This is a genomic window from Ruegeria sp. BHSA118, from assembly GCF_059613405.1.
In genome coordinates, this window is the sequence record NZ_JBXWSM010000088.1 from 1 (window position 1) to 15153 (window position 15153).

Below are 15153 nucleotides of genomic sequence, written 5' to 3' on the forward strand. Positions count from 1 at the left end.
GCTGACCACCATGACGCTGGTGGGTCTGATCGCCACCGGCTCGGCCGCTGTCGGTGGGGCATTGGCGCTGGTGAATACCACCATCGGCCTGACGCTGTATGTGATCTACGAAAGAATTTGGGCCGGAATTTCGTGGGGGCGCAATGGCTGAGCCCTCAACACCCAAATCGCCCGAATGGGGTACATTTGCCCTGATCGTTGGCTGCTATGCCGCATGGCTGGTCGGGTTGTTCTGGCTGGCGGAAGTTTCGGTGTGGTTGACGGTGCCGGCTTTGGGCTTTGTTGCAGCCCTGCATTCGTCTTTGACGCACGAAGCCCTGCATGGGCACCCGTTCCGAGCCAAATGGCTGAATGAGGCGCTGATGGCGCTGCCGCTGACACTGGCCATTCCGTATAACCGTTTCCGCGATCTGCATTTGGCGCATCATCAGGATGCCACTTTGACCGACCCGTATGACGACCCCGAATCCAACTATTTGGATCCCAAGATCTGGGCGGACCTGCCGGGTGGCGTGCAGGCTGTGCTGGCCCTGAACAACACGCTTCTGGGGCGGATGGTTCTGGGTCCGGCCATTGGGCAGGTGCTGTTTCTGCGTGACGAATGGCGGGGGCTGTGGCGCGGCGACAGGGCGATCCTGTTGGCTTGGGCTTTGCATATCCCCGGCGCGGTTGCGGTACTGTGGATCGTTGCACAGTCGGCCATGCCGATCTGGGCCTATCTGATTTCGGCCTATGTCGGGCTGGCGTTGCTGAAGATCCGCACGTTTCTGGAACACCGCGCGCACGAGAAGTCCCGCGCACGGACCGTGATTATCGAAGACAGCGGGCCGCTGGCATTTCTGTTTCTGAACAACAACCTGCATGTTGTTCATCACATGAATCCCGCCGCGCCATGGTATCGGCTGCCGTCGTTGTATCGGGATGGCAAAGACAGGTATCTGGCCTGCAATGAGGCGTATGTGTACCGCTCCTATGCACAGATTTTCCGGCAGTATCTAATACGTGCCAAGGATCCGGTGCCGCATCCGCTCTGGCCAAAGTCTTGATTTGACGACACAACGGGTGACATGAGTCTCTGGATCCCTGTCACCATCGCTGCCGCCAGCTTTCAGACCGTGCGGTTCATGCTGCAAAAGTCTCTGGCCAGCGTGAAACTGTCTGCTGCAGGCGCGACCTTTGCGCGATTTGCGTATTCCATGCCGCTGGCCGTTGCCGGGCTGTTTGTGGCGATGCTGACAACGGGCGCCAGCCTGCCTCCGATTGGCGGAGTTTTCTGGCTGTACGCTGTCATCGGAGGCACGGCGCAAATCCTGGCAACGATCTGTGTTGTGGCGTTGTTCAAACAACGAAACTTTGCGGTTGGGATCACCTTCAAGAAAACCGAAGTCATTCAGACCGCGATTGTCGGATTTCTGGTATTGGGCGACAGCGTTTCCAGCGGCGCGCTGGTTGCGATCCTGTTGGGGTTGATGGCGGTGCTTTTGCTGTCGAAAACTCCCGGCGGAAGCGGCGCCTGGTGGCGGCATCTGACCAACCGCGCGTCCCAATTGGGGCTTGGATCAGGGGTATTGTTTGCGTTTTCCGCCGTCAGCTATCGCGGGGCCTCGTTGCAACTGGGTGATGTCGACGCCTGGTTCCGCGCACTGATCACCCTGGCCGCCGTCGTGACGTTTCAGTTTGTCAGCATGGGCCTGTGGCTGTTGTGGCGCGACCGGGCCGAACTGCGCGCGGTGTGGCAGACCCGATCCACCGGCGTGTTTGTCGGCCTGACCAGTCTGGGCGGTTCGTTTTGTTGGTTCTGGGCCTTCACCCTGCAAAACGCAGCCTATGTCAAAGCATTGGGGCAGGTAGAACTGATCTTCAGCCTGATGGCCTCGATCCTGTTTTTCCGCGAGACGATCACCCGGCGAGAAATCGCCGGGATGTTGCTGTTGGGTGTTTCGATACTGGCCTTGGTGCTGGCAATCTAGCCGGCGCGACGCTCGTCAAAGCTCAGGGCAATGAAGCTGGGCAGGTGATCGCCCATACCCACCACGGGCCGGCCATTGTCTTCCTTGCGCCCGCGGCCACGCCCTTTGGGCTCTCGTTCTTTCCGGGCATCTTTCTTGGCTTCGGAGTCCCGGGCTTTTTTCTCGGGCTTCGGCTTTTCAGGCTTGGGCTCTTCCTTGACCGGATTGTCGAGGCGCGGGATGTCTTTCTGGATCAGCTTTTCGATCGCAGCCAGGGCTTTTTCATCGCGGACCGAGCAGATCGTGATGGCCTTGCCTGCGCGTCCGGCGCGGCCGGTGCGGCCGATACGGTGCACGTAATCCTCGGGGTGGCCGGGGACGTCGAAATTGAACACGTGGCTGACGGCTGGCACATCCAGACCGCGCGCTGCGACGTCGGACGCAACCAGCAGACGCAATGATCCGTCGCGGAACCCGTCCAGCGTCTTCATCCGCTGCGATTGGTCCAGATCGCCATGGATCGCGGCAGCGTCATAGCCGTATTTCTTCAGCGATTTCGCGCAGATATCGACATCCGTCTTGCGGTTGCAGAAGATGATTGCGTTGGTGCACTTTTCGCCCTCTGCGTCAATCAAGGCGCGCAGAACTTTGCGTTTCTGGCTTGCTTCTTGGTCCCGACGGCCGCCTTTGAACATGACAACGCCCTGTTCGATCGTCTCGGATGCGGTCGCTTGCCGGGCGACTTCAACCCGGGCAGGCGCGGACAGGAAGGTATCTGTGATGCGCTCGATCTCGGATGCCATGGTCGCCGAGAAGAACAATGTCTGCCGCGTGAACGGCGTCAGTGAGAAGATGCGTTCGATATCGGGAATAAAGCCCATATCCAGCATCCGGTCGGCTTCGTCCACCACCATGATCTGAACACCGGTCAGCAGCAGCTTGCCACGTTCGAAATGGTCCAGCAGGCGGCCCGGTGTGGCGATCAGAACATCGACGCCGCGATCGATCAGGGCCTCTTGCTCTTTGAAGCTGACGCCACCGATCAACAGCGCCTTGGTCAGTTTCAGGTGTTTGGTATAGGTGTCGAAATTCTCGGCCACCTGGGCGGCCAGTTCCCGCGTCGGGCACAGGACCAGCGAGCGCGGCATGCGCGCACGGGCGCGGCCACGGGCCAGCAGGGTGATCATCGGCAATGTGAAGCTGGCGGTCTTGCCAGTGCCGGTCTGAGCAATCCCCAAGACATCACGACCTTCCAGAGCGGGCGGAATCGCGCCTTCCTGTATCGGAGTGGGGGATTCGTATCCGGCCTCTTCAATGGCTTTGAGGACCTTCGGGTTCAGGTTCAGTTCGTTGAATTTTGTCATGTATGTCCGGTTTTTGCGGACACTTGACCTGGCCCGCGCGTCAAAGATGTGCCGGGCCCGGATGGCCATGCGCGTAATGCGACATTTCGGCTTGTACGCGGACATAACAAAAACGTTGATCGGGGTCAAATGAAGAGAATTTCACCTGTTCCTGCCTGTTGCCGGCGGTGAATTTCAGCAACAATTCAGCAACTTCCGGGGAAGTGTTTCTGTAGTTTTTCGTCCAGGTTCAAAGGGCGGTGGCGCAGCAGACCGTGGTGTTCCAGGTTGGCGCGCACCTCTGCGTCCGCGCCGCTCATTTCATTGTAAAACGCACGCAGCCCGTCCATGCCCTGTTCGGCCTCGATCCAGTTGAGCAGTTCATTCTTGCTCAGCCCTCCCTGTTCGCGCGGAACATTCGGAGCCATTCCTGCCTGATACGAGCCACGATCCATGCGGAACTGGTAATGCGCTCTCCAGTGGTCCCAGTCCGGGGCATGGCGATGGCACAGATCGATCTGGGCAAGCTCGTATTTGCAGGGCAGCAGCACCTTGTTCTGAAACAGGTTGTGGATTCGGAAGTTCAGGTTTTTCAAGCCGGTGCGCACAAACAGCTTTCCCTGCACGTGACTCAGGAAACCGCCCATGACGAAGGCGCCGTAATTCGGGTAAATGGTCTCGACCAGCGCCTCGCGGTTCGGGCCACGCGGGATATGAGCTTTGTACAGGTCATCGCCCCCGGCCAACGCCTCTAACGGGCGGACACGTACTGCGGGAACCGTGTCTGGAACATCGCGCAACACATCGGAAATGGGGGCCGCCGGCCAAAGAAACTCATCCACATCGATATGTGTCAACCAATCCAGCCGAGTGTTTCGATAGGCAAAAGTGGCGTGAACCGACTGGCGCACCTGATGCCTTTCCGGTCGTGCGCGTCCGCGTTTCTCCCAAAAGGCGTCATCACAGTTACGGACCCGGATCTTGGGATGCATTCTCAGTGCCCTGAACGTGCGGCGGTTGGGTTCGTCCATGTAGATATACATGAAATCCGCCCCCAGTTCGAGGTGATGGGCCACGAACCGAAGGACGTCTTCGGTTGGTCCCCGGACCATGGACACAATGCCCCAGGTGGTCATTTGCGCGGTGCGCGGGCGTCGCGCATGCGTTTCAGGCGTCGAAAAACACCGCCTGGGTGCTTGTTCAATTGGATCATCAGGTGATCCACCAGCGGCGCAATCGTGGGATCATTCATCGCCCTGGTCCAGATCGGAGCGATGAGATTGACGTCCAACCCGCCCTTTTCAAAGGAAAAGCCTTTCATCTGATACGGCAGCGGGACGTGGTTCCTGTCCTTGAACTGAAACGGCGTTTCCGGGGCCAGCCCCGAAAAGAGCCGCTCGAACTCATACAGCTTCATCATGCTGAAGAACACGCGCAAGGCATGTCCGACCTCGCGCTGTGTCGGGGTCTGACCGTGATCCGCAAATGTCTGAACAGACGACACCAGCCAACGAAGGTCGAGGGCAGAAAGAAGATGGTCGGATTGTTCGTCCCACAACCGGCAGAACAGCGCAGGGGCCTGACGTGGAAAGGACCGTTTTCTGAGGTTCGAGATCAGCTGGGCGTTCAGGAAGGCAAGCTCTGACTTTCCGACGAATTCCCGCGCGATCTGAACGCGTTTGCGATCCCAGGTGGTGCTGCGCCCGGGCGGCAATTCGGTGGCGGTGTCGGGCACGGTTCGTTTGGCCAGATCATCCAGATCGATGTCAAGCGCGGGCAGGGTCAGGGTGCCGAACTGAAACGGGCTGCGCCGGTTCTCATAGCTGTCCAGCATGTCGGGCAGGCCACCGGGATAGGTCAGTTCGTCGTCACTCATGCGCGCAGGATTGCACAGCCAAACCTGCCTGTGCAATCAAACAGTTGCCTCAGGCCATCATCTCTTTTGTCGCGGTTAGGTTCAGCGCGGGATAGTCACGGACCACCCGATCTATATCCCATTGCAGGCGGGTCAGATAGACGATGTCGCCGTCATGATCATGCGCGATGTGCTGCTTGTTGGCGCCTACGAATTTCTCGACTTCGGCCTTGTCACCACTTACCCAACGCGCCGAGGTGAACTGCGACGCCTCGAACCGTACCGGCAGGCCATATTCCATCTCGATCCGGCTGGCGAGCACTTCGAATTGCAACGTGCCGACAACGCCGACGATAAAGCCCGAGCCGATCGAAGGCTTGAACACCTTGGCCGCACCTTCTTCGGCGAATTGCATCAGGGCTTTTTCCAGATGTTTGGCTTTCATCGGGTCGCCTGCGCGGACGCCTTGCAGAAGCTCCGGCGCGAACGACGGGATGCCGGTCACCCGCAGCGCTTCGCCTTCGGTCAGGGTGTCGCCGATGCGCAGCTGCCCGTGGTTGGGGATCCCGATAATGTCACCGGCCCAGGCCTCTTCCGCCAACTCGCGGTCAGAGGCCAGAAACAGTACGGGGTTCGAGATCGCCATGGGCTTTTTGGTCCGCACATGGGTCAGCTTCATACCGCGTTTGAAGTGACCCGAAGCCATACGGACAAAAGCAACCCGGTCGCGGTGCTTGGGGTCCATGTTGGCCTGAACCTTGAAGACAAAGCCTGCGACTTTCTTTTCATTCGGGGAAATCTGACGGGGTTCGGCGGATTGAACCTGCGGCTGCGGGCCATAGGCGCCGATGCCTTCCATCAGCTCCTTGACGCCGAACGAGTTGATCGCCGAACCAAACCAGATCGGGGTCATGTGGCCTTCCAAAACCGCCTGCGGGTCAAGCGCGGGCAGCAATTCGCGCGCCATCTCGACCTCTTCCAGCAGTTTTTCCAGCAGATGCTCAGGCACGTATTCGGCCAGCTTGGGATCGTCCAAGCCGTTGATCTGGATGCTTTCGGCAACCTTGTTGCGGTCGGCGCGGTCCATCAGTTCCAGCCGGTCGCGCAGCATGTCATAGCAGCCGATGAAATCGCGCCCCACGCCAATCGGCCACGCGGCGGGCGTGACGTCGATGGCCAGCATCTCCTGGATTTCGTCGATGATCTCGAACGTGTCGCGGCTTTCGCGGTCCATCTTGTTACAGAAGGTCAGGATCGGCAGATCGCGCAGGCGGCAGACCTCGAACAGTTTCTGTGTCTGGCTTTCCACACCTTTCGCGCCGTCGATCACCATGACGGCCGCGTCCACGGCTGTCAGCGTGCGATAGGTGTCTTCCGAGAAGTCGCTGTGGCCGGGTGTATCCACCAGGTTGAACCGGAAGTTGCCATAGTCGAACGACATCGCCGACGCCGAGACCGAGATACCCCGATCCTTTTCCATCTGCATAAAATCGGACCGCGTGCGTCGCGCCTCACCCTTGGCGCGCACCTGGCCGGCCATCTGAATCGCGCCCCCGTACAGCAGGAACTTTTCCGTCAGCGTCGTCTTGCCCGCATCCGGGTGCGAGATGATGGCGAATGTCCGGCGCCGGGCGATCTCGGGCGGCAAGGTGGGTTGGTTCGAGGTATCAAGCATGAGCGCGCGTATATGCGGGGAATCCTGCCGAAGCAAGACAAAGGGTCTGGTACGAATCATGGGTCTGTGGCAAAAAGAACATATAGTGAACAAAAGGTGGAGTGGATCAATGAATTTGAAAGAGATTGCCGATGAGCTTGTGGCTGGTTGCCGGGAAGACCGGGCCAAGGAAAACCTGTCCAAGCTTTATGCGCCGGATGCGGTGTCGGTCGAAGGGCAGGATTTTCAGGGAATGGGTCGGGAAACCAAGGGAATCGACGCCATCCGTGGCAAGCATGAGTGGTGGGAAAACGCCCACGAGGTTTCCGCTGCGTCCGTCAGCGACCCGTTTCCTCATGGCGACGATCGTTTTGCCGTGATTTTCGAAGTGCAGGGCAATGTGAAGGAAACCGGCGAAGCGTTCGATATGCGCGAAGTGGGTGTCTATCACGTCGCCGACGGCAAGATCGTCCGGGAAGAGTTCTTTTATTGATCGACGATCCGTTTCTGGTCTTCCCTGTCTGGCCGGTGCTAGACATGCGGCGATGACTGACAGGGAGGATCCGATGGATCTGGGAATTCAAGGAAAACGCGCGCTGGTCTGTGCCAGCAGCAAGGGATTGGGTCTTGGGTGCGCCGAGGCGCTTGCCGCGGCCGGCGTGAACTTGGTGATGAACGCTCGCGGCCCCGAGGCGTTGGAGGCTGAAGCCGCACGCCTGCGGTCAGAACACGGCGTTGAGGTGCAGACCGTGGCCTGCGACGTGACCACGCCCGACGGTCAGGCGCAGGTGATCGAGGCCGCGCAGGGTGTTGATATACTTGTGACAAATGCCGGTGGGCCGCCGCCCGGATCGTGGTCGGACTGGGAGCGTGACGATTTCATCAAGGCGCTGGATGCCAACATGCTGACGCCGATTGCATTCATGAAGGCCCTGCTTCCCGGAATGATGGAAAAGGGTTGGGGCCGGGTGGTGAATATCACCTCGCAATCCGTGCGTGCGCCGATTGCGGTTCTGGGCCTGTCAAACGCGGCGCGTACAGGTCTGACGGGCTATGTGGCCGGAACCTCGCGTCAGGTGGCGCCACACGGGGTGACCATCAACAACCTGCTTCCGGGCATCCATGCCACGGACCGGGCGGATTCTCTGGACAGCGGTGTGGCGGCGCAACAGGGTATTTCGATTGACGAAGCGCGTGCCAACCGTGCGGCGACGATCCCGGTCAGGCGCTATGGTTCACGGCAGGAGTTTGGTGCGACCTGCGCGTTTCTGTGTTCGCAACATGCGGGCTTCATCGTTGGCCAGAATATCCTGCTGGACGGCGGTGCGACCAACCTGACGATGTGATCATGGCGCAGGGGTTTTCGTTGAAAGATCAGTTGTTCAACGCTGAGAAAGTCAGCTTTCTCAGTGACTTGTTCCTGGACGCTGAACCGGGTTTCGACGCCTCTGCGTTTCAGGCACAGGTCATGTCGCGCCTGCCTGAACTGGAACTGAAACAGCGTATGACCTGGATCGCGACATGCCTGCAACAGGCCGTGCCGGGCGACTTGCCGACAGTCGCCCAGGTGATTTTGCGGTCTTTGCCGCCTCCGCTGGACCCCGCCAGATCGGATGATGATTTCGGCGATTTCATTTTCGCGCCGCTGGGTGAATGGGTCGCGGCCATCGGGCTGGATCACGTTGATCTGTCTCTGGATGTGCTGGAGGAACTGACGCAGCGGTTTTCGATGGAATGGGCCATTCGGCCTTTCCTGAACCATGCCCCGGACAGGGTGCTTGGGCGGATGCAGGACTGGTGCACCCACGGCAGCTATCACGTGCGCCGATTGGTCAGCGAGGGAACGCGGCCCCGTCTGCCATGGGGGCAGGGCATCGGTCTGGGTCTGACGGACCCGTTGCCGCTGTTGGACCGGTTGCACGGTGATCCGACCCGGTATGTGACGCGGTCGGTGGCCAACCATTTGAATGACATTGCCAAGAAAGATCCCGGCCTGGTGCTGGGGCGTCTGGACAAGTGGCACACCCAAGCACGACAGACCGCGGCAGAGCTGGAGTGGATGACCTCTCATACGCTGCGCGGATTGGTCAAGGCCGGGCACCCAGAGGCGATGAAGATGCTGGGATATGACCCTGATGCGGATATCGCGGTGACAATTGATCTGCGTTCCGAGGCCCGTATCAGCGAAGCGCTGGAGTTTTCCGTTGATTTGACCGGGGTAGGGAAGCAACCGGTTCTGGTGGATTATATCATTTATTTTCAGCGCCCTGCGGGAAGAACGTCACCCAAGGTGTACAAGCTGAAACAGGCGGCTTTGAACAACGGCAGGCTCAAGTTGGTCAAGCGTCACAGGCTGAAGGGTGATGCCTCTACCTTCAGGCTGATCCCCGGTGCGCATCGGCTTGAGGTTCAGGTGAACGGCGTTGTCCGTGCCGGCGTGGACTTTGAATTGCTGGGGTAGTAGCGCGCAGGAACACTCACGCTTTCGTCAGAACGACCGTGGCCGGATTGCGAATGCGATGCCGCTGCATTAGCTGCGTACAGACACGCATGGCGGGGAAAAGCGATGAAGCACGATTCGGTACGGAATTATTATGGTGAAGTTCTGCAAAGCAGTGCGGACTTGCAGACCAACGCCTGTTGCACGCCTGACGACATTCCGGATCATCTCAAGCGGGTATTGTCCAGGATCCATGATGATGTGCTGACCCGATATTACGGGTGTGGTCTGATCGCGCCTCTGGATCTCGAGGGTATGTCGGTTCTTGATCTTGGTTGTGGGGCGGGGCGCGATGTCTATGCGCTGTCTGCCATGGTTGGTGAAAAGGGCCGGGTCGTCGGTGTGGATATGACGCCTGAACAACTGGACGTTGCCCGCGCGCATCAGGATTATCATGCCAAGGCGTTTGGGTACGCCAAAAGCAATGTTGAATTCCATCACGGCTATATCGAGAAGCTGGAGGAACTGGATCTGGAACCCGGATCGTTCGACATCATCGTCTCGAACTGCGTCATCAACCTGGCGACCGACAAGGATGCCGTGCTGCGCGGCGCGCATCGGTTGCTGAAAGAAGGCGGCGAGATGTATTTCTCGGACGTCTATGCCGACCGCCGTGTCCCGCAGGCGATGGCCGAGGATGAGGTTCTGTATGGCGAGTGCCTGTCAGGTGCATTGTACTGGAATGATTTCCTGTCGATGGCGCGCAACGCAGGTTTCGGTGATCCGCGCCGGGTGACGCACCGCCCGCTGACCATCGAGAACCCTGCGCTGGAAGAGCGTGTTGCCCCGCTCAAATTCCTGTCGGCAACCTACCGTTTGTTCAAGCTGCCGGCGCTGGAACCGGCCTGCGAAGATTACGGCCAGGCGGTGATCTACAAAGGCACTGTTTCCAACGCACCGCATGCGTTTGTTCTGGACGATCACCATGTCATCGAAACCGGCAAGGTCTTTCCGGTCTGCGGCAATACCTGGATGATGCTGCGGGACACGCGGTTTGCCCGCCATTTCGACTTTATCGGCGATTTTTCCACCCATTTCGGTATTTTCGAGGGCTGCGGCGGCGAAAGCCCGTTCGAGGCAACAGGCGAAACCGCATCATCCGGCGGTTGCTGCTGATCTCTTGCACCTGAAGGGCGGGGTTGCTATCCCCGCCCAAGCCCGATGGATTTGATCGGGACAGGCAATGGGGTCCATAGGTGACAGGTAACGCAACTCCTCCGCGTCTGGAAATTCGCAATATTATTCGCCGGTTCGAAGGGCGGGTTGTTGTGGATGACGTGTCATTGACGGTTCAGGCCGGCAAGGTGACCTGTTTGCTGGGGCCGTCAGGTTGCGGGAAATCCACCACCCTGCGCATGATCGCCGGGGTCGAGATGCAGGACTCGGGCGAGATCTACGTCGATGGCAAACTGATCTGCGACACCGTGTTTCGGGTGCCCCCAGAGCGGCGCGAGATCGGGTTGATGTTTCAGGACTTTGCCCTGTTTCCCCATCTGAGCGTGGCCAACAACGTGGCCTTTGGCCTGAAAGGCGGCAAGGACGAAAAACGAGCCCGGGTCGAGGAACTGCTGCGCAAGGTGGACCTGATGCGGTTCATCGACGGGTTCCCACATCAGTTGTCGGGCGGCGAGCAACAACGTGTGGCCCTGGCCCGCGCCTTGGCGCCACGGCCCCGGATCATGCTGATGGACGAGCCCTTTTCGGGCCTCGACAACCGTCTGCGCGACGGCATCCGGGATGAGACGCTGTCCATTCTCAAGGAAGAGGATGCGGCCGTTCTGCTGGTTACGCACGAACCGGAAGAGGCAATGCGGATGGCGGATGAGATCGCGCTGATGCGGCGCGGCAAGATCGTCCAGCAGGGCGCGCCATACAATGTCTATACCCGGCCGGCAGACAAGGCGGCCGTGGCTTTTTTCAGTGATGTCAACGTGTTGCGGGCGCAGGTGAACGGAGCGCTGGCAGACACGCCGTTCGGCCAGTTTCTGGCGCCGGGTATTCCGGATGGAACGGATGTCGAGATCGTATTCCGCCCCCAGCATGTCAAACTGGATTTCGACCGCAACGGCAAGGGCCCGCTGCCGACCGCGACTGATGGCGTTGCCACGCGGGGCGTGGTCGAGCGTGCGCGTTTTCTGGGAAACGAAAGCCTGGTCGAGTTTCGCATGGACTACGACGGCTCGATCCTCAGGGCGACTGTCCCGAATGTCTTTGTGCCCAATCCGGGCCGTGTCATGTGGCTGACCATTCGCCGCGACAAATGTTTCGTTTTCCCCAAGGCGCAGAGTTAACCTCTCGATTTCCGTGCAAGTGGTGCGCGAAAGCCTCAGATTGCAGGGTTGCGTCGCTTGCCGCATCGCGGGGCTGGGTCTATCAAGGGCCAAACGCGGGGGTAAATCGGGCACATGCGTATTCTTCTGACCAATGATGACGGGATCAACGCTCCGGGCTTGATCACGCTGGAGGCGATCGCTGCCGAGCTGGCAGGTCCGGATGGTGAGGTCTGGGTGGTCGCGCCCGCCTTTGAACAATCCGGGGTCGGGCATTGCATCAGCTACACCCATCCCACGATGATCGCCAAGCTGGACGAACGGCGTTATGCGGCGGAAGGGTCGCCTGCGGATTGTGTATTGGCGGGCCTGCATGACGTGATGTCAGACTGCCCGCCGGATCTGGTCCTGTCCGGCGTGAACCGGGGCAACAACTCGGCCGAGAACACGCTTTACTCCGGCACTATCGGCGGCGCGATGGAAGCGGCGCTGCAAGGGGTTCCTGCGATTGCTCTGTCACAATATTTCGGCCCGCAAAATCTGGGGCTGGACGACCCGTTCGAAGCTGCCGCGCGGTTCGGGGCGGATCTGGTCCGACGTATTCTGGATGCAACCCCGGCCGAGCAGGGCGATTACCGCCTGTTTTACAACGTGAACTTCCCACCTGTCCCGGCAGAAGAGGTGCGCGGTACGCGTGTTGCTGCGCAGGGGTTCCGGCGCGACACGCATTTTTCGGTCGAGCCGCACAGCTCGCCCTCGGGGCGGCGGTTCCTGTGGATCAAGGGTGGCTATCAGCATAACCCGACTGCGCCGGGAACGGATGCTGCGGTCAATCTGGAAGGCTATATCTCGGTCACACCGATGCGCGCCGACTTGACCGCATATGACATGCTGGAGGCATTGAGGGCGGTCGAATGAGCGGACTGGACCCGGAAACCGTGATGCAGTTCCTGTTTGCCCTGCGCAAACGGGGGGTCACGGATGCGCGCGTTCTGGAGGCAATGGAACAGGTTGACCGGGGCCGCTTTGTCACCGGCCTGTTCGCGGATCGCGCTTACGAGGACATGCCATTGCCGATCTCCTGCGGTCAGACGATCAGCCAGCCGTCGGTCGTTGGCCTCATGACGCAGGCGCTGGACGTTCGGCCGCGCGATACCGTGCTCGAGATCGGAACCGGGTCAGGTTACCAGGCCGCAATCCTGTCGAAACTGGCGCGCAGGGTCTATACGGTCGAACGCCATCGGCGGCTGGTCAGCGAGACAGGAAAGCTTTTTGCCGATCTGGGGCTTACGAATATCACGGCCATGTTGTCGGATGGATCCTTTGGACTGCCGGAACAGGCTCCGTTCGATCGGATCATCGTGACGGCCGCGGCCGAAGACCCTCCGGGACCGCTCTTGGCGCAGCTGAAAATCGGGGGTATTATGGTTTTACCCGTTGGGCAGTCGGACACGGTGCAGCAGTTGATCAAAGTAACGCGCACCGAGGCCGGTCTGGACTATGAAGAATTGACGTCGGTCCGTTTCGTGCCTCTGCTTGAGGGGCTTGGCAAGGACGAGGCGTAACAGGCTTGATAAATTTGGTCGCCGGAACCCCGGACAACAGGGGCAGGCGTTGAGGACAGAATTATGAGTGCAGTATCCAAATCAGCTATGCGTCGCTGCGCGACCGGAGTGGCCGCTCTGGCCATTCTGGCCGGGTGTGAGGGGCCACTGGATTATGACCTGCGCGGGCAGGTCGGCGGATTTTCGACCACTGATGCAGTGCAGTCGGCAACAACGTCGCGCCCGTCGCCCGACAGCCGGGGCGTGATCACCTATCCGAACTACCAGGTTGTCGTTGCCCGACGCGGCGACACGGTGCGCGATGTGGCCGCGCGTGTTGGCCTGCCCGAGGGTGAGCTGTCGCGGTTCAACGGCCTTCAGACAACCGACACCCTGCGAGAGGGCGAAGTTCTGGCCTTGCCGCGTTCGGTAGGTGCAGGCAGTGGCGTCGATATCGCATCGGTTGCCGGAGCCGCCATTGATCAGGCCCCTGAAACGGGGGGTGTCCGGACAACGACGCTGGAGCCTGCCAAGCCAGCCCCGGCGCCCGTCGCAAGCGGGCCGGAACCTGTCCGCCACAAGGTCAAGCGCGGCGAAACGGCTTATACGATTTCGCGCCTCTATCAGGTGCCGGTGGAATCGCTGGCGGAATGGAACGGCCTGGGGTCCGACTTCACTGTGCGTGAAGGTCAGTTTCTGTTGATCCCGGTCAAGAACCAGCCCGCGCCACGTCAAAGCGCTGCTGCGGCACCGGTTGCGGCCACAGAGGTAACGGAGCCGGGGCAGGGATCGCCGACGCCGACACCACCAAGTGCCACGCAGCCCTTGCCCGACGAAAAGGTTGCGCCGCGGGTTGAAGCCCCTGATGTAACGGCCGAAGCCCCGACAAACACGCGATCTTCGGCCTTGTCGCTGCCGGTCAGCGGCACCATCATCCGCGGCTATAGAAAGGGCAAGAACGAAGGTATCGACATCGCCGCGGCCCCCGGCACAGCCGTCAACGCGGCTGAGGCGGGAACCGTTGCGGCGATTACCGCGGACGCGGATCAGGTTCCGATCATCGTGCTCAAACACCAAAACGATCTGCTGACGGTCTATGCCAATGTTGATGACATCACCGTCAAGAAAGGGGATCGTGTACGCCGTGGACAAAAGCTGGCGCAGTTGAGGGGCGGTGACGATGCCTATGTGCACTTCGAGGTGCGCAAAGGGTTTGAATCGGTGGATCCGGATCCTTACCTGAAATGAGGGTGTATGGCCCGTTTCGGGCCATGCCTCCGGCGGGAGTATTCTTGAAAAGATGAAGTGTGTCAGGCGTTTGGGTCGTAGTCGCTCAGGCGTTTGCCGGGCTCGTCTGCGAAGATCTCTGGCAGCGGCGAGACGGATTCGATCAGGTCGATGCGGAATACCCGAAAGCCGTTGCGCAGTTCGCACCATGCTGTGAGCGTCCAGACGCGGCCCCAATACTCCATGTGAAGCGGACGGATGGTGCGGTCGGTCAGAACGCCGTCAATGCGACGGTAGGACAGCCGAAGCTTTTGGCGTGATTTGATGGCGGCGCGGATCGGGGCCATATGCGCAAGCCCGCGGGCTGCATCGGCAAACGGGTAGACCGCGAATTTCCAGCTATCGGCTTCGGCCACAACCTGTGTGGGCAGAACGGCATCGATCTTGTCTGCCAGAGAGTTGGCGGCGGCTTTCAGGTCTGGATCTGCAGCCTCGGCCACGATCGCCATGCCGAGGTTCAGGGCCTCAAGCTCGGCCGGGGTCAGATTCAGCGGTGGCAGGGTGATCTGCTCGCGCACCATGTAACCCACGCCGCGCTCTCCCTCGACCGGAACGCCCGAGGCGACCAGCGTGTCCATGTCGCGATAGACGGTGCGGACCGACACTTCCAGCCGGTCCGCGATGTCCTGCGCGCGGTGCAGTTTGCCATCGCGCAGGATCTGGATGATATCGAACAGGCGGTCAGTTCGGCGCATGACACGCCGTTCTGAACGCGTTTAGGCAGTCATGTTCCATAGGATTTTCTCGTGAC

General features: G+C 60.1%; 16 protein-coding genes. 11 read left to right on the forward strand and 5 right to left on the reverse strand.

Features of this window, described 5'->3' with window-relative positions; translation table 11 throughout:
* From AC2FNN_RS19265 to AC2FNN_RS19275, 3 genes are all read left to right on the forward strand, one after another.
* The coding region (locus AC2FNN_RS19265; RefSeq protein WP_496760072.1) for a DUF2061 domain-containing protein at positions 1 to 151 on the forward strand (151 nt) is incomplete at its 5' end.
* Positions 144 to 1046: a fatty acid desaturase gene (locus AC2FNN_RS19270; protein ID WP_496760059.1), complete on the forward strand. Its 903-nt coding sequence runs from the start codon at positions 144 to 146 to the stop codon at positions 1044 to 1046. The genes AC2FNN_RS19265 and AC2FNN_RS19270, both read left to right, overlap by 8 nt.
* 21 nt (positions 1047 to 1067) lie before the next feature.
* Positions 1068 to 1970, forward strand: coding sequence for an EamA family transporter (locus AC2FNN_RS19275; protein ID WP_496760060.1), 903 nt, complete (start codon positions 1068 to 1070; stop codon positions 1968 to 1970).
* On the opposite strand, the gene AC2FNN_RS19280 is transcribed toward AC2FNN_RS19275, so the two are convergent.
* From AC2FNN_RS19280 to AC2FNN_RS19295, 4 genes are all read right to left on the reverse strand, one after another.
* Entirely contained in the window at positions 1967 to 3313 is a 1347-nt protein-coding gene (locus AC2FNN_RS19280; RefSeq protein ID WP_496760061.1) for a DEAD/DEAH box helicase, read from the reverse strand. The genes AC2FNN_RS19275 and AC2FNN_RS19280 overlap by 4 nt on opposite strands.
* A 185-nt stretch (positions 3314 to 3498) precedes the next feature.
* Positions 3499 to 4404, reverse strand: coding sequence for a glycosyltransferase family 2 protein (locus AC2FNN_RS19285; protein WP_496760062.1), 906 nt, complete (start codon positions 4402 to 4404; stop codon positions 3499 to 3501).
* A 20-nt stretch (positions 4405 to 4424) separates the two neighbouring features.
* Entirely contained in the window at positions 4425 to 5168 is a 744-nt protein-coding gene (locus tag AC2FNN_RS19290) for a hypothetical protein (protein WP_496760063.1), read from the reverse strand.
* Between the two features lie 49 nt (positions 5169 to 5217).
* On the reverse strand, positions 5218 to 6822 hold the full coding sequence (locus tag AC2FNN_RS19295; RefSeq protein ID WP_496760064.1) for a peptide chain release factor 3: 1605 nt from the start codon (positions 6820 to 6822) through the stop codon (positions 5218 to 5220).
* 109 nt (positions 6823 to 6931) lie between these two features.
* Here AC2FNN_RS19295 and AC2FNN_RS19300 point away from each other — a divergent pair, with 109 nt between their 5' ends.
* From AC2FNN_RS19300 to AC2FNN_RS19335, 8 genes are all read left to right on the forward strand, one after another.
* A complete protein-coding gene (locus AC2FNN_RS19300; RefSeq protein ID WP_496760065.1) occupies positions 6932 to 7294 on the forward strand; it encodes a SnoaL-like domain-containing protein in 363 nt (120 codons plus the stop codon).
* Between the two features lie 73 nt (positions 7295 to 7367).
* Positions 7368 to 8147: an SDR family oxidoreductase gene (locus tag AC2FNN_RS19305; RefSeq protein ID WP_496760073.1), complete on the forward strand. Its 780-nt coding sequence runs from the start codon at positions 7368 to 7370 to the stop codon at positions 8145 to 8147.
* Positions 8148 to 8149: 2 nt separating this feature from the next.
* Entirely contained in the window at positions 8150 to 9262 is a 1113-nt protein-coding gene (locus tag AC2FNN_RS19310) for a YhaZ family DNA alkylation repair protein (protein WP_496760066.1), read from the forward strand.
* Positions 9263 to 9367: 105 nt separating this feature from the next.
* A complete protein-coding gene (locus AC2FNN_RS19315) occupies positions 9368 to 10417 on the forward strand; it encodes a methyltransferase domain-containing protein (RefSeq protein ID WP_496760067.1) in 1050 nt (349 codons plus the stop codon).
* Between the two features lie 80 nt (positions 10418 to 10497).
* Complete coding sequence (locus tag AC2FNN_RS19320) at positions 10498 to 11592, forward strand: ABC transporter ATP-binding protein (protein WP_496760068.1); 1095 nt, start codon at positions 10498 to 10500, stop codon at positions 11590 to 11592.
* A gap of 114 nt (positions 11593 to 11706) precedes the next feature.
* Positions 11707 to 12489 (forward strand): 5'/3'-nucleotidase SurE, encoded by a 783-nt coding sequence (gene surE, locus AC2FNN_RS19325; protein ID WP_496760069.1) that lies wholly within the window; start codon positions 11707 to 11709, stop codon positions 12487 to 12489.
* Positions 12486 to 13136: a protein-L-isoaspartate(D-aspartate) O-methyltransferase gene (locus tag AC2FNN_RS19330; RefSeq protein ID WP_152458180.1), complete on the forward strand. Its 651-nt coding sequence runs from the start codon at positions 12486 to 12488 to the stop codon at positions 13134 to 13136. The genes surE and AC2FNN_RS19330 overlap by 4 nt, the downstream gene beginning before the upstream one ends.
* 63 nt (positions 13137 to 13199) lie before the next feature.
* A complete protein-coding gene (locus AC2FNN_RS19335) occupies positions 13200 to 14363 on the forward strand; it encodes a LysM peptidoglycan-binding domain-containing protein (protein WP_496760070.1) in 1164 nt (387 codons plus the stop codon).
* 62 nt (positions 14364 to 14425) lie between these two features.
* On the opposite strand, the gene AC2FNN_RS19340 is transcribed toward AC2FNN_RS19335, so the two are convergent.
* Entirely contained in the window at positions 14426 to 15097 is a 672-nt protein-coding gene (locus tag AC2FNN_RS19340) for a helix-turn-helix transcriptional regulator (protein ID WP_496760071.1), read from the reverse strand.
* Between the last annotated feature and the right edge of the window lie 56 nt (positions 15098 to 15153).

Bases quoted from the DNA above. Each gene is read 5' to 3' on its own strand.
- AC2FNN_RS19270 (WP_496760059.1), top strand. From the start codon at position 144: ATGGCTGAGCCCTCAACACCCAAATCGCCCGAATGGGGTACATTTGCC.
- AC2FNN_RS19275 (WP_496760060.1), top strand. From the start codon at position 1,068: ATGAGTCTCTGGATCCCTGTCACCATCGCTGCCGCCAGCTTTCAGACC.
- AC2FNN_RS19280 (WP_496760061.1), bottom strand. From the start codon at position 3,313: ATGACAAAATTCAACGAACTGAACCTGAACCCGAAGGTCCTCAAAGCC.
- AC2FNN_RS19285 (WP_496760062.1), bottom strand. From the start codon at position 4,404: ATGGTCCGGGGACCAACCGAAGACGTCCTTCGGTTCGTGGCCCATCAC.
- AC2FNN_RS19290 (WP_496760063.1), bottom strand. From the start codon at position 5,168: ATGAGTGACGACGAACTGACCTATCCCGGTGGCCTGCCCGACATGCTG.
- AC2FNN_RS19295 (WP_496760064.1), bottom strand. From the start codon at position 6,822: ATGCTTGATACCTCGAACCAACCCACCTTGCCGCCCGAGATCGCCCGG.
- AC2FNN_RS19300 (WP_496760065.1), top strand. From the start codon at position 6,932: ATGAATTTGAAAGAGATTGCCGATGAGCTTGTGGCTGGTTGCCGGGAA.
- AC2FNN_RS19305 (WP_496760073.1), top strand. From the start codon at position 7,368: ATGGATCTGGGAATTCAAGGAAAACGCGCGCTGGTCTGTGCCAGCAGC.
- AC2FNN_RS19310 (WP_496760066.1), top strand. From the start codon at position 8,150: ATGGCGCAGGGGTTTTCGTTGAAAGATCAGTTGTTCAACGCTGAGAAA.
- AC2FNN_RS19315 (WP_496760067.1), top strand. From the start codon at position 9,368: ATGAAGCACGATTCGGTACGGAATTATTATGGTGAAGTTCTGCAAAGC.
- surE (WP_496760069.1), top strand. From the start codon at position 11,707: ATGCGTATTCTTCTGACCAATGATGACGGGATCAACGCTCCGGGCTTG.
- AC2FNN_RS19330 (WP_152458180.1), top strand. From the start codon at position 12,486: ATGAGCGGACTGGACCCGGAAACCGTGATGCAGTTCCTGTTTGCCCTG.
- AC2FNN_RS19335 (WP_496760070.1), top strand. From the start codon at position 13,200: ATGAGTGCAGTATCCAAATCAGCTATGCGTCGCTGCGCGACCGGAGTG.
- AC2FNN_RS19340 (WP_496760071.1), bottom strand. From the start codon at position 15,097: ATGCGCCGAACTGACCGCCTGTTCGATATCATCCAGATCCTGCGCGAT.